Source organism: Streptomyces sp. NRRL S-37 (assembly GCF_000721605.1).
GTDB lineage: Bacteria > Actinomycetota > Actinomycetes > Streptomycetales > Streptomycetaceae > Streptomyces.
In genome coordinates, this window is the sequence record NZ_JOIZ01000027.1 from 104,795 (window position 1) to 118,095 (window position 13,301).

Annotated in this window: 9 protein-coding genes and 1 pseudogene; 6 read left to right on the forward strand and 4 right to left on the reverse strand. The window is 71.4% G+C overall.

Annotation, left to right across the window (positions count from 1 at the left end; all coding sequences use genetic code 11):
• The first annotated feature begins 46 nt into the window (after nt 1-46).
• On the forward strand, nt 47-931 hold the full coding sequence (locus IH50_RS0132200) for a hypothetical protein (protein WP_030870380.1): 885 nt from the start codon (nt 47-49) through the stop codon (nt 929-931).
• A 45-nt stretch (nt 932-976) separates the two neighbouring features.
• On the opposite strand, the gene IH50_RS0132205 is transcribed toward IH50_RS0132200, so the two are convergent.
• On the reverse strand, nt 977-2,470 hold the full coding sequence (locus IH50_RS0132205) for an MFS transporter (RefSeq protein WP_030870382.1): 1,494 nt from the start codon (nt 2,468-2,470) through the stop codon (nt 977-979).
• A 438-nt stretch (nt 2,471-2,908) separates the two neighbouring features.
• Here IH50_RS0132205 and IH50_RS0132210 point away from each other — a divergent pair, with 438 nt between their 5' ends.
• The 3 genes from IH50_RS0132210 to mfd all read left to right on the forward strand — a co-directional run bounded on the left by IH50_RS0132210 (nt 2,909) and on the right by mfd (nt 10,090).
• Nucleotides 2,909-3,697 carry an ABC transporter ATP-binding protein gene (locus IH50_RS0132210; RefSeq protein ID WP_030870384.1) on the forward strand — a complete coding sequence of 263 codons (789 nt, stop codon included), beginning with the start codon at nt 2,909-2,911 and terminating at the stop codon, nt 3,695-3,697.
• A complete protein-coding gene (locus tag IH50_RS0132215) occupies nt 3,694-6,273 on the forward strand; it encodes an ABC transporter permease (protein ID WP_030870387.1) in 2,580 nt (859 codons plus the stop codon). The genes IH50_RS0132210 and IH50_RS0132215 overlap by 4 nt, the downstream gene beginning before the upstream one ends.
• Before the next feature lie 283 nt (nt 6,274-6,556).
• Nucleotides 6,557-10,090, forward strand: coding sequence for a transcription-repair coupling factor (gene mfd, locus IH50_RS0132220; protein WP_030870390.1), 3,534 nt, complete (start codon nt 6,557-6,559; stop codon nt 10,088-10,090).
• 66 nt (nt 10,091-10,156) lie between these two features.
• Here mfd and IH50_RS0132225 read toward each other — a convergent pair whose 3' ends face one another.
• Nucleotides 10,157-10,342, reverse strand: coding sequence for an antitoxin (locus IH50_RS0132225; protein WP_030870393.1), 186 nt, complete (start codon nt 10,340-10,342; stop codon nt 10,157-10,159).
• A gap of 162 nt (nt 10,343-10,504) precedes the next feature.
• On the opposite strand from IH50_RS0132225, the gene IH50_RS0132230 reads away from it, so the two are divergent.
• Complete coding sequence (locus IH50_RS0132230) at nt 10,505-11,287, forward strand: HNH endonuclease family protein (protein WP_030870396.1); 783 nt, start codon at nt 10,505-10,507, stop codon at nt 11,285-11,287.
• A 19-nt stretch (nt 11,288-11,306) separates the two neighbouring features.
• Here IH50_RS0132230 and IH50_RS0132235 read toward each other — a convergent pair whose 3' ends face one another.
• Both IH50_RS0132235 and IH50_RS0132240 read right to left on the reverse strand, forming a co-directional pair.
• Nucleotides 11,307-12,101: a hypothetical protein gene (locus IH50_RS0132235; protein ID WP_030870399.1), complete on the reverse strand. Its 795-nt coding sequence runs from the start codon at nt 12,099-12,101 to the stop codon at nt 11,307-11,309.
• A 23-nt stretch (nt 12,102-12,124) separates the two neighbouring features.
• Nucleotides 12,125-12,604, reverse strand: coding sequence for a hypothetical protein (locus IH50_RS0132240; RefSeq protein WP_030870400.1), 480 nt, complete (start codon nt 12,602-12,604; stop codon nt 12,125-12,127).
• Nucleotides 12,605-12,803: 199 nt separating this feature from the next.
• On the opposite strand from IH50_RS0132240, the pseudogene IH50_RS0132245 reads away from it, so the two are divergent.
• Nucleotides 12,804-13,301: pseudogene (locus IH50_RS0132245) on the forward strand (SAM-dependent methyltransferase); the annotation flags it as partial.

Genomic DNA, 13,301 nt, shown 5'->3' on the forward strand with positions numbered 1-13,301 from the left:
TCTTTCGTGCTGGGCTTCGTGTCCGTCGGTGGAGAGGGGTTCCAGGGTGAGCAGCGCATCGGTGTCGTCGCAGGGCTTCGAGGTCGTACGGGGGCGTGGTTACCGTCCTTTGCAGGTGATCGCGTATGTCGAGGCCCTTTCGGACGATCGTGACGCGGCCTGGGAGCGGGCCGCGCGGCTCACCGTCCTCGCGCGGGAGATGGAGGAGGAGCTGGAACTGCTGCGGGTGCGGGTGGCGGGGCTGGCGCCGCAGACGTACGAGTCGCTGGGGGAGAGCGCGCGGCGGTTGTTCGGGCTGGCCGGGGAGGAGGCGGCGGCCGTGCGGGAGTCGGCGCGGCAGTACGCGCGGGATGTGACGGACCTGGCGGAGGACGACGCGGCCGGCGTGCGGGAGGCCGCGCGGGCGCACGCCGAGACGGTACGCGCCGGGGCCGACGAGCAGGCGGGGGAGGTGCTGCTGGCGGCCCGCGCGGAGGCCGAGCGGATCCGGACCGAGGCCCGGCTGGAGGTGAAGGAGCGGCGTGCGCAGACGCTGGTGGTGCTGCGGGAGATGCGGGAGCGCACCTCGGCGATGCTCGCCGAGGCGGCCGGGGAGCAGGCGGAACGGCTGGCCGCGGTGGAGCGTGAGGAGGGGGCGCGGGTGGCCGCTCTGGAGGCCCGGCACGCCGAGGCGGAGGAGCGTGCCGAGCGTGCGCTGGCCGAGGCGCGGCAGGTCTTCGCCGACGCGGAGGAGGATGCGCGGCACCGTGCGGAGGAGGCGCGGGAGCGGGCGGCGGAGCTGCTCGCCGGGGCGCGTGTCCGCGCGGAGGGCGTCGCGAGGGAGACCGAGCGGGTGCTGCGTGAGCACGCCGGGAGGCGGGAGGAGGTGCAGGCACAGCTGGACCAGGTGTGCGCGGGGCTCAGCGCGCTGACGGGCCGGGCGGTGGAGTGAGCCGTCCCCGGGGTCTTGCGCGCGGGGGTGCGGGAGGGGGTGTTCTCAGTCCTTGAGCGCCGGGAACGTGCGGGGTGCGAGGAGCAGCAGGACCAGGAACGCCAGTGCCGCCGCGCCTGCCGCGCCGAGGTAGACGGCGTGCACGGCGTCCGCGACGGCCCGGCGGGTCGCCTCGGGGACGGTGCCGGCGTCCAGGGCGCGGGTGACGGAGTCCAGGTCGCTCGCGTCGCCCAGGCGTGCGGCCAGGACGCTGTTGGCGACCGCGCCGAAGAGGGCCGCGCCGACGGTCTGGCCGGTCTGCCGGCAGAAGAGGACCGATGCGGTCGCCGTACCGCGTTCCTCCCACTTCACCGACGACTGCACCCCGATGATCAGGGGGAGCTGGAACAGGCCGAGGGCCGCGCCCAGCAGCAGCATCAGCAGGGTCGGCTGCCATGCCTGGCCGGGGTAGGGCAGGAGGGGGAACGCGAAGAGGACGAGCGCGGCCGTGCCGATGCCGAGCATCGCGGTGCTGCGGAAGCCGATGCGGCGGTACACGTGCTGGCTGAGGGCGGCCGACACCGGCCAGGTCAGTGTCCATACGGAGAGGACGAATCCGGCGGCCACGGGGGTGAGGCCGAGGACGGACTGGGCGTAGGTGGGCAGGAAGACGGTGGGGGCCACCATCAGCAGGCCCAGGGCGCCGAGGGCCAGGTTGACGGCGGCGATCGTGCGGCGGCGCCACACCCAGCCGGGGATGATCGGTTCCGCCGCGCGGTGTTCCACCACGACCACGACGGCCAGGAGGGCGGCTCCCGCCGTGAACAGGGCGAGTGACGGGGCGGACAGCCACGGCCAGGCGACCCCGCCCTGGACGAGCGCGGTGAGCAGGACGCCCCCGCAGGCGAAGATCGCGAACGCGCCCGCCCGGTCCACGCGCGCGTGGCGGCCGTTCTCCCGCCGCGGTTCGTGGAGGTGACGGACGATCAACCACAACGCCACCGCTCCGACGGGCAGGTTGACGAGGAAGATCCAGCGCCAGTCGGCGTAGGAGGCGAGCAGTCCGCCGATGCCGGGGCCGGCCACCGCGGAGAGGGCCCATACGGTGGAGAGGCGGGCCTGGATCTTCGGGCGTTCCTCCAGCGGGTACAGGTCGGCGGCGAGGGTCTGCACCGTGCCCTGGAGTGCGCCGCCGCCCAGGCCCTGGACGACGCGGAACGCGACGAGCGCGGCCATGTTCCAGGTGGCGGCGCACAGCAGTGAGCCCAGCAGGAACAGGGCGGCGCCCGCGATGAGGACCGGTTTGCGGCCGAAGGTGTCGGAGAGCCTGCCGTAGACGGGGAGGGTGACCGTGACGGCCAGCAGGTAGCCGGAGAAGAGCCAGGAGAAGTAGGAGAAGCCGCCCAGGTCGCCGACGATCTGGGGGACGGCGGTGGACACGATGGTGGAGTCGAGTGCCGCCAGGGCCATCGCGAGCATCAGCGCGGCGACGACGGCTCCGCGCCGGCCGGTCGCGGCGGTCCGTCCGCTGTCGTGTGTCACCGGTCTGGTGCCGTCCACCCGGAGGTCCTCCCTCGCTCTGCTTGCCCCTTGCACGTGTTTGCCGCCGGACAGCTTCGCACTCGGTCCCCGCGTCGCGGGAGGGCGGATGCGGGTGGGCCGGTGGGATGAGCCGACCCTGAGACGGTGTCCGCCCGCCGGAGGAGAGCCCTTAGGGGTACCTCCGTACTACGGGTCGGGGAGGGTTCGTACCGGCGGAGGACGAGACGGGGCGGGTGCCGTCCTTAACCTGGCTTTACGCCGCTGGGGGGCGGCGCACCACACCGGCAAGGGTGGGGTTTTCCCCAGGACAAGACTGCGCTGAACACCAGGGCGCCGGGCCTTGCCGGCCGCCAGACTGAATCACGTCGCACGAACACGCACGAAGCGGCCGGCCGGGTACGACGGGCGGGCGCCGGGGCACCGCTTTCATCTGCTGACCGACATAGGAGACTTACCGTGACATCGGCTGTGACCATTCCCAGGCACGGGGGTACTGGAGGGCGTACGGCCGTTGCCGCGCGGGCGCGGCAGGTCGTGAAGGCGTACGGGTCGGGTGAGACCCGGGTCGTCGCCCTCGACCATGTCGACGTGGACATCGCCCGGGGCCAGTTCACCGCGATCATGGGCCCTTCGGGGTCCGGCAAGTCCACGCTGATGCACTGCCTCGCCGGGCTCGACACCGTGACGTCCGGGCAGATCTACCTGGACGAGACCGAGATCACCGGCCTGAAGGACAAGAAGCTCACGCGGCTGCGCCGGGACCGGATCGGTTTCATCTTCCAGGCGTTCAACCTGCTGCCGACGCTGAACGCGATCGAGAACATCACGCTGCCCATGGACATCGCCGGCCGCAAGCCCGACCAGGGGTGGCTGGACCGGGTGGTGGAGACCGTCGGGCTCGCGGAGCGGCTCAAGCACCGGCCGACGCAGCTCTCCGGCGGTCAGCAGCAGCGGGTCGCGGTGGCGCGGGCGCTGGCGGCCCGGCCGGAGATCATCTTCGGTGACGAGCCGACCGGGAACCTCGACTCCCGCGCCGGCGCCGAGGTGCTCGGCTTCCTGCGCCGCTCGGTGGACGAGCTGGGGCAGACCATCGTGATGGTCACCCACGATCCGGTGGCCGCCTCCTACGCGGACCGGGTGCTGTATCTCGCCGACGGCCGCATCGTCGACGAGATGTACCAGCCGACGGCCGATCAGGTCCTGGACCGCATGAAGGACTTCGATGCCCGGGGGCGTACGTCATGACCGTCCTGAAGACCTCCATGCGCAACTTCTTCGCGCACAAGGGGCGGATGGCGCTGTCCGCGGTGGCGGTGCTGCTGTCGGTGGCGTTCGTGTGCGGCACGCTGGTGTTCACGGACACCATGAACACGACGTTCGACAAGCTGTTCGCGGCCACCTCCTCGGACGTCACGGTGAGCGCCAAGGGTGCCTCCGACAGCGGTGAGACGACCGCGGACAACGGCAGGCCGCCGGTGATACCGGCCTCCGTGCTCGACGAGGTCAAGGGCGCGGACGGCGTGAAGTCGGCCGAGGGCACGGTGTCCTCCACCTCGGTGACCGTCGTCGACGCCGACAAGGACAGCCTCTCGCCGACCAGCGGCGGCCCGACCATCGTCGGCAGCTGGAACGGCAACGACGCCCGCACCATGAAGATCACCGAGGGTGCGGCGCCCGAGGGTGCGGACCAGATCATGGTCGACGCCGACACCGCCGACAAGCACGACCTGAGGCTCGGCGACGAGATCGGCGTGATCAGCGTGGTCGGCACGCTCACCACGAAGATCTCGGGCATCGCCGACTTCACGGTCACCAACCCCGGCGCGGCGATCTTCTACCTGGACACGAAGACCGCGCAGCAGGCCCTGGTCGGCGAGAGCGGCGTCTACACCAACGTCAACGTGACCGCCGCGGCCGGCGTCAGCGACACGCAGCTGAAGAAGAACGTCGCGGCCGAACTCGGCGGCTCCTACAAGGTGCAGACCGCCGAGGAGACCGCGGAGGCCAACCAGAAGGACGTCGAGGACTTCATGAACGTCATGAAGTACGCGATGCTCGGCTTCGCCGGGATCGCCTTCCTCGTCGGCATCTTCCTGATCATCAACACCTTCTCCATGCTGGTCGCCCAGCGCACCCGGGAGATCGGCCTGATGCGGGCGATCGGCTCGTCCCGCAGGCAGGTCAACCGTTCGGTGCTGGTCGAGGCGCTGCTGCTCGGCGTCCTCGGTTCGGTCCTCGGGGTCGGCGCGGGCGTCGGACTCGCCGTCGGGCTGATGAGGCTCATGAGCATGATGGGCATGGAGCTGTCCACGGACGACCTCACGGTGGCCTGGACGACCCCGGCGCTCGGACTGCTCCTCGGCGTCGTCGTCACCGTGCTCGCCGCCTACCTGCCCGCCCGGCGGGCCGGGAAGATCTCCCCGATGGCCGCGCTGCGCGACGCCGGCACCCCGGCGGACGCCAAGGCCGGCTGGATACGCGGCGGGATCGGCCTGGTCCTCACCGGCGCCGGCGGCTTCGCCCTGTACCTGGCGGGCAGCGCGGACAAGGCGACGGACGGCTCGATGTGGCTGGGTCTGGGCGTGGTGCTGTCCCTGATCGGCTTCGTCGTCGTCGGACCGGTGCTGGCGGGCGGTGTGGTGCGCGTCCTCGGCGCGGTCCTGCTGCGGGCCTTCGGCCCGGTGGGCCGCATGGCCGAGCGCAACGCCCTGCGCAACCCGCGCCGCACCGGCGCGACGGGCGCCGCGCTGATGATCGGTCTGGCGCTGGTGGCGTGCCTGTCCGTGGTCGGGTCCTCCATGGTCGCCTCGGCCACCGAGGAGCTCGACAAGGCGGTCGGCACGGACTTCATCATCCAGTCCGACACCGGCCAGCTGATCACCCCGCAGGCCGTCGAGGCCGTGAAGAAGTCACCCGCGGTGGACCGGGTCACCGAGTACAAGTGGACCGAGGCCGACTTCACCACGCCCGACGGCAAGACGCTGAAGGACACGGCGATCACGGCGGCCGACCCGACGTACGCGACCGACCTGCGGGTCGAGACGGTCGCCGGCCGGCTCGGCGACGCCTACAAGCCCGACTCGATGTCCGTCCACGAGGACTTCGCCAAGGACCACGGCATCAGGATCGGCTCGAAGATCGAGATCGCGTTCAAGGACGGCGAGACGGGCACGCTGACGGTCCGGGCCATCACCAGCAGTGAGGGCGTCATCGACGCGGGCGCGATGTACACGTCCATCGACACCCTCGCCACGTACGTGCCGGCCGACAAGATGCCGCTGGACACGCTGCTCTTCGTCTCGGCGAAGGACGGGCGGACCGACGCCGCGTACACGTCGCTGAAGGACGCGCTGCACGACTACCCGCAGTACACGGTGCGCGACCAGACCGACTACAAGGAGGCGCTGAAGGACCAGATCGGCCAGCTGCTGAACATGATCTACGGTCTGCTGGCCCTGGCGATCGTCGTGGCGATCCTCGGTGTGGTGAACACCCTCGCCCTGTCGGTCGTCGAGCGGACCCGGGAGATCGGCCTGATGCGGGCCATCGGCCTCTCGCGCCGGCAGCTGCGCCGCATGATCCGCATGGAGTCGGTCGTGATCGCCCTCTTCGGTGCCCTGCTAGGGCTGGGCCTGGGCATGGGCTGGGGCGCGACCGCGCAGCAGCTGCTCGCCCTGGAGGGCCTGAAGGTCCTCGACATCCCGTGGCCGACGATCATCGGCGTGTTCATCGGCTCGGCCTTCGTGGGCCTGTTCGCCGCCCTGGTCCCGGCTTTCCGGGCGGGCCGCATGAACGTCCTGAACGCCATCGCCACCGACTAGCCACCGCATACGGGGGTTGCGGGGGAGCGCCCGGCGCCGGGAAGTCCTTGGAGGGCTTTCCGGCGCCGGGTGGTTCCGTTCGGCCCGTCCGGTGTTCGGGGGCGGGGCACGTCCAGGGCCGGACGGGGCTTCGGGGGCCGGGCACCGGCACCGCCCACCGGTCGGTGGACGTTGTCCACAGCCCGGGCGCCGGGGGTCTTCGGCGACGTACGCTGGACAACCCCGGCCCGCCGCGCGTGTCGGGCCCGACGTGTTGCACACCCCTGGACGGAAAGCGCCCCGAATGAGCCTGCACGGTCTGCTCGACGCCGTAGTCAAGGACACCGCTCTCGCGGAAGCGATCGCGGCCGCCGCGGACGGCAACCGCATGCACGTCGACCTGGTCGGCCCGCCCGCGGCCCGCCCCTTCACCGTCGCCGCCCTGGCCCGCGACACCGGCCGTCCCGTACTGGCGGTGACGGCCACCGGACGCGAGGCGGAGGACCTGGCCGCGGCCCTGCGCTCCCTGCTCCCGCCCGAGGGTGTCGTGGAGTACCCGTCCTGGGAGACGCTGCCGCACGAGCGGCTCAGCCCCCGCAGCGACACCGTCGGCCGCCGCCTCGCCGTGCTGCGCCGCCTGGCCCACCCCCGCCCCGACGACCCCGAGACCGGCCCGGTCTCCGTCGTCGTCGCGCCCGTGCGCTCCGTGCTCCAGCCCCAGGTCAAGGGTCTGGGCGACCTGGAGCCGGTCTCCCTGCGCACCGGGCAGAACGCCGATCTGAACGAGACCGTCGAAGCCCTCGCCGCCGCCGCGTACGCGCGTGTGGAACTGGTGGAGAAGCGCGGCGAGTTCGCCGTACGGGGCGGCATCCTCGACGTGTTCCCGCCGACCGAGGAGCACCCCCTGCGGGTGGAGTTCTGGGGCGACGACGTCGAGGAGATCCGCTACTTCAAGGTCGCCGACCAGCGCTCCCTGGAGGTCGCCGAGCACGGCCTGTGGGCCCCGCCCTGCCGCGAGCTGCTGCTCACCGAGGACGTACGGGACCGTGCGCGGGTCCTCGCCGAGGAGCATCCGGAGCTGGGGGAGCTGCTCGGGAAGATCGCCGAGGGGATCGCGGTGGAGGGCATGGAGTCCCTCGCGCCCGTCCTCGTCGACGACATGGAGCTGCTGCTGGACGTGCTGCCCAAGGGCGCCATGGCCGTCGTCTGCGATCCGGAGCGGGTGCGGACCCGGGCCGCCGACCTGGTGGCCACCAGTCAGGAGTTCCTCCAGGCGTCCTGGGCGGCCACCGCCGGCGGCGGCGAGGCGCCCATCGACGTCGGCGCGGCCTCCCTGTGGTCCATCGCGGACGTCCGCGACCGGGCACGTGAGCTGGACATGATGTGGTGGTCGGTGTCGCCGTTCGCCGCCGACGAGACACTCGACGCGGACACGCTCAAGCTCGGCATGCACGCCCCCGAGACCTACCGCGGCGACACCGCCAGAGCCCTCGCCGACACCAAGGGCTGGCTCGCCGACGGCTGGCGCACGGTCTACGTCACCGAGGGGCACGGCCCGGCCGCCCGCACGGTCGAGGTGCTCGGCGGCGAGGGCATCGCCGCCCGCCTCGACGCGGACCTCGGCGAGATCACCCCGTCCGTCGTGCACGTCGCCTGCGGCTGTATCGACCACGGCTTCGTCGACCCGGCGCTCAGGCTCGCCGTGCTCACCGAGACCGACCTGACCGGCCAGAAGGCGTCCGGCCGCGAGGGCGCCCGGATGCCGGCCCGGCGCCGCAAGACCATCGACCCGCTCACCCTGGAGCCGGGCGACCACATCGTCCACGAGCAGCACGGCGTGGGCCGCTACATCGAGATGGTGCAGCGCACCGTGCAGGGCGCCACCCGCGAGTACCTGGTCGTGGAGTACGCCCCCGCCAAGCGCGGCCAGCCCGGCGACCGGCTGTACATCCCCACCGACCAGCTGGAGCAGATCACCAAGTACGTCGGCGGTGAGGCCCCCACCCTGCACCGCCTGGGCGGCGCCGACTGGACCAAGACCAAGGCGCGCGCCAAGAAGGCGGTCAAGGAGATCGCCGCCGACCTGATCAAGCTGTACAGCGCGCGGATGGCGGCCCCCGGGCACACCTTCGGGCCCGACACGCCCTGGCAGCGCGAGCTGGAGGACGCCTTCCCCTACGCGGAGACGCCCGACCAGCTCACCACCATCGCCGAGGTCAAGGAGGACATGGAGAAGTCGGTCCCCATGGACCGTCTGATCTGCGGCGACGTCGGTTACGGCAAGACGGAGATCGCGGTGCGGGCCGCGTTCAAGGCCGTGCAGGACGGCAAGCAGGTCGCCGTGCTCGTGCCGACCACGCTGCTGGTGCAGCAGCACTTCGGGACGTTCAGCGAGCGGTACGCGCAGTTCCCGGTGAACGTGAAGGCGCTGTCCCGCTTCCAGACCGACACGGAGGCGAAGGCGACGCTGGAGGGCCTGCGCGAGGGATCGGTGGACGTCGTCATCGGCACCCACCGCCTGTTCTCGTCCGAGACCAAGTTCAAGGACCTGGGCCTGGTCATCGTCGACGAGGAGCAGCGCTTCGGCGTCGAGCACAAGGAGCAGCTGAAGAAGCTGCGCGCCAACGTCGACGTGCTGACCATGTCCGCCACGCCGATCCCGCGCACCCTGGAGATGGCGGTCACCGGCATCCGCGAGATGTCGACGATCACCACCCCGCCGGAGGAGCGGCACCCGGTGCTCACCTTCGTCGGCCCGTACGAGCAGAAGCAGATCGGCGCCGCTATCCGCCGCGAACTGCTGCGTGAGGGCCAGGTCTTCTACATCCACAACCGGGTCGAGTCCATCGACCGCGCGGCGGCCCGGCTGCGCGAGATCGTGCCCGAGGCGCGGATCGCCACCGCGCACGGCCAGATGTCGGAGTCGGCGCTGGAGCAGGTCGTCGTCGACTTCTGGGAGAAGAAGTTCGACGTGCTGGTGTCGACGACGATCGTCGAGTCCGGCATCGACATCTCCAACGCCAACACCCTGATCGTCGAGCGCGGCGACAACTTCGGTCTCAGCCAGCTCCACCAGCTGCGCGGCCGGGTGGGGCGGGGACGGGAGCGCGGGTACGCCTACTTCCTGTACCCGCCGGAGAAGCCGCTGACAGAGACCGCGCACGAGCGGCTCGCCACGATCGCCCAGCACACCGAGATGGGCGCGGGCATGTACGTGGCGATGAAGGACCTGGAGATCCGCGGCGCCGGAAACCTGCTCGGCGGCGAGCAGTCCGGGCACATCGCGGGCGTCGGCTTCGACCTGTACGTGCGGATGGTCGGCGAGGCGGTCGCGGACTACCGGCGTCAGCTGGAGGCCGGCGGGATCGAGGAGGAGCCGCCGCTCGAGGTGAAGATCGAGCTGCCCGTCGACGCGCACGTCCCGCACGACTACGCGCCCGGCGAGCGGCTGCGCCTCCAGGCGTACCGGGCGATCGCCTCCGCCAACAGCGAGGACGACATCAAGGCCGTGCGCGAGGAACTCGTCGACCGTTACGGCAAGCTGCCGGAGCCGGTGGAGAACCTGCTGCTGGTGGCGGGCCTGCGGATGCTGGCCCGCGCGTGCGGTGTCGGCGAGATCGTCCTCCAGGGCACCAACGTCCGCTTCGCGCCGGTGGAGCTGCGCGAGTCCCAGGAGCTGCGCCTGAAGCGCCTGTACCCCGGCACGGTCATCAAGGCGACCGCGCACCAGGTGCTGGTCCCGCGCCCGAAGACCGCGAAGGTGGGCGGCAAGCCGCTGGTCGGGCGGGACCTGCTGGGCTGGGTCGGGGAGTTCCTGACGTCGGTCCTGGGCTCCTGACCCGCACACGGGAAGCCGTCCACGGCGTGAGGCCGCCGTGGACGGCCCTGACGGGTGCGCGCGGCCTTACGGCCGGTCGGGACGGTCGCGGTCCATGCCGAGCCGGCGTTCGGCCTGCTGCTGCCCGGTGTCGATCTGCTGCTCGTACTTGCCGCCGGTCCTCTCGTTCATCTTCCGTTCCGCGGCGTCCGAGGCGTGCTTGGCCTTGTCGCGTGCCGCCTTGTTGCTCTTGAACTTGTCGAGGATGCCCATGCGGGAGCTCCTTCCGGAGGGGGCTCAGAACCGACGATACGCGCGCTTTGCCGCACATGCCCGGACAGCACCGGATTGGTCTGGACCTCTCACTCGTTACGGTGAGACCCGGCACGATCCGCCCCTGTCAGGGCAGGAGTCGGATGAGCGAAGGAGGGCGCGGTGACGCGGAACAAGGGATGGGGCATACGGGCCCGGAGCGCGGGCCCGGCGGTGATCGCCGCGGTGGCCCTCCTCGCCGGCTGCGAGGGAATCCCGGACGCGGGGTCCCCGGCCGGTGACGAGAGCGGGGGCGCCGCCGCCTCCGACGGGCGCGCCGTCAGCCCGCTGGACAACCCCGAGGGCACCGAACCGGGCCTCGCGCCCGTGACCGGCGAGCCGGACCGGGCCGAGGCCGTCGACCTCATCACGAAGGTGACGACCAAGGGCCGCGGACCGAAGACGGGCTACGACCGGGACGAGTTCGGCTACGCCTGGATGGACACGGCGGACGGGGTACCACTCGCGAGGAACGGCTGCGACACCCGCAACGACCTGCTGCGACGCGACGGCCAGGACCTGCGTTTCCGCTCCGGGTCCGACTGTGTGGTGGTCGCCATGACCCTGGCGGACCCGTACACCGGCACGACCATCGAGTGGCGCAAGCAGGAGGCCGCCGAGGTCCAGATCGACCACGTGGTGCCGCTGTCCTACAGCTGGCAGATGGGTGCGTCGCGCTGGTCGGGGAGCAAGCGCGAGCAGCTCGCCAACGACCCGCTCAACCTGATCCCGGTCGACGGCGGAGCCAACTCGGCCAAGGGCGATTCCGGGCCCGCGACCTGGCTGCCGCCCGACAAGCGGATCCGCTGCGCGTACGCGGTCCGCTTCGCCCAGGTCGCCGTCGAGTACGAGATGCCGGTGACGCCGGCCGACAAGCGCATGATGCTCCAGCAGTGCGGCGGCTGAGCGGTCCGGGCGGGTCAGCTCAGGGATCGATGTCCAGGACGTCGCCGGCGGGCTTCTCCACCGGGACCGGCTCGTCGTAGTCGCTGAAGGAGAGGGAGCCCGGGTCGGCGGGGGACGAGCTGTCGAGCCGCAGCAGGTAGGGCTCGCCCTCGGTGGCGACGTACAGCGTGAAGCGGTCGTCGCCGTCCTGCGCCTCCAGCGTGATCGCGGGCGTGCCGTCGACCGTCGTCGCCTTGCCGCGCGTCGCCTCCGCGTCGCCGTCCTCCGCGCCGCCGAGGACCTCGTCGAGGTCGCAGAAGCCCGTGAGGTCCTTGGCGTCGGGGCCCTCGGCGGACATCTTCATCCACTTGCCGACCAGCAGCGCCACGGCCGCGTCCACGTCCCCCTCGGGTTCGTCCTTGCTCTGGGCCCGCAGGAACTCCCCGTCGTACTTCATGGAGACGGTGTCACCGGTCTTGATCAGTTCGGCCTCGCCCCGGCCGTCCACTCCCATCGTGCCGGCGCACTCGCCCCGCTTGTCCAGGGCCAGGTCGACGTGGATGGTGCCGCCGGTGCTGTCGTCGGGGACCTCGCCCGTCATCCGCAGGGACGAGGCCCCGGTCGTGGCCTTGAAGGCCTTCTCGGCGATCTCGCCGCCGGTCAGTCCGGCGAAGGGTTCCTCTTTCGGTTCCGGGGAGCTCTTCCCCTTCTCCGCGGTCTTCTGTCCGGCCGCATCGTGTGACGTGCCGGTGTCCGCCTTGTCCCCGCCGCAGCCGGTGAGACCGACGGTGGCCACGGCGGCCAGGCAGAGGGCGGCGAGTGCGGTGCGACGCATGGTAGATTCCCGCCCCGGAAGTCCTAGAAGTTGCCGGTGCCGAGCAGTTCGCCGTCGGCGTCGTAGACGGTGACCAGGCCGTTGTCGCTCTGCTTCCAGTCGGCGAACGCGGACGTGAGGAGCTTGGCGGGGGCCATGCCCTCGCCCATGATCCCGCCGGTGAAGTCGGTGTAGATGTCGGCGGCGTCGAGGATGTCGTTCTGCTCGTCCGCGCCCTGGACCTTGGTGACGTGCGAGGCGGCGTCCTTCTCCTGCGGGGTCCCGTTCTTCTGCACGAACGCCTTGAACTGCTCGGCCTGGGACGCCTTCTCGGCGCCCTTGTCCTCGGCGGGCTTCGCGTCCGACGCGCCGTCCGGCTTCGTGCCGCCGGACCGCTGCCCCGCGGAGGCCGAGGTGCTCTTGTCGGCGGATCCGCCGTCCGAGTCGCCGGAGTTCGCCGAGGCGGCACCGATGATGACGATCCCCACGACGGCGCCCAGCGCGATCTTGCTCTTCATGCCCATGACTGTGTCCCTCCCGACGCGGCCACCGCCGCCTGCCGACGGTCGCTCGTTCGCGGGCTCAATAAGAACAGATGCTGTGAACGGAGTCAACAAGGTTTACGTTGTTATGCGTGTATACCGATGTGAAGTAGAAATCTTGCGTGCGTCGGTATGCTCGTCGCCACACGGAGAACAGAAGGAACAGGGCGGAGTGCCGGGCATGCAGGACGACACGACAGAAGTGACCGCCGCCGGGATCGCGCGACTGGCCGGTGTCGGCCGTGCCGCCGTCAGCAACTGGCGCCGGCGGCACACCGACTTCCCCCGGCCCGTCGGCGGCACCGAGACCAGCCCCTCGTTCGCGCTGCCCGAGGTCGAGGAGTGGCTGCGCAGGCGCAGCAAGCTCGCCGAGGTCCCGCTGCGGGAACGCGTCTGGCAGCAGCTCGCCGGCCACCCCGCCGGACCGGTCACCGCCCTCACCCACGCCGGCTGCGTCCTGCTGCTGATCCACGACCGCTCCCCGGTCTGGCTCGAGGTGAGCTCCGGCTCCGACGAGCGACTCGCCGCGTTGCTGCCCGGCGCGCTGGAGCAGGTGCTCACACCACGGCTCGGCGGCGCGAACGGCTCACCTGTGAACACCGCGGGCACTGTTCACAGTCCCGCCGCCCCGGCCCCCCGGAAAGCCCTCGAATCCCCCACCGCCCCCCACCTGCTCCCC

What these genes read in the sequence shown, in the direction of transcription:
- IH50_RS0132215 (WP_030870387.1), top strand. Translation starts at nt 3,694, where the DNA reads ATGACCGTCCTGAAGACCTCCATGCGCAACTTCTTCGCGCACAAGGGG.
- mfd (WP_030870390.1), top strand. Translation starts at nt 6,557, where the DNA reads ATGAGCCTGCACGGTCTGCTCGACGCCGTAGTCAAGGACACCGCTCTC.
- IH50_RS0132225 (WP_030870393.1), bottom strand. Translation starts at nt 10,342, where the DNA reads ATGGGCATCCTCGACAAGTTCAAGAGCAACAAGGCGGCACGCGACAAG.
- IH50_RS0132235 (WP_030870399.1), bottom strand. Translation starts at nt 12,101, where the DNA reads ATGCGTCGCACCGCACTCGCCGCCCTCTGCCTGGCCGCCGTGGCCACC.
- IH50_RS0132240 (WP_030870400.1), bottom strand. Translation starts at nt 12,604, where the DNA reads ATGGGCATGAAGAGCAAGATCGCGCTGGGCGCCGTCGTGGGGATCGTC.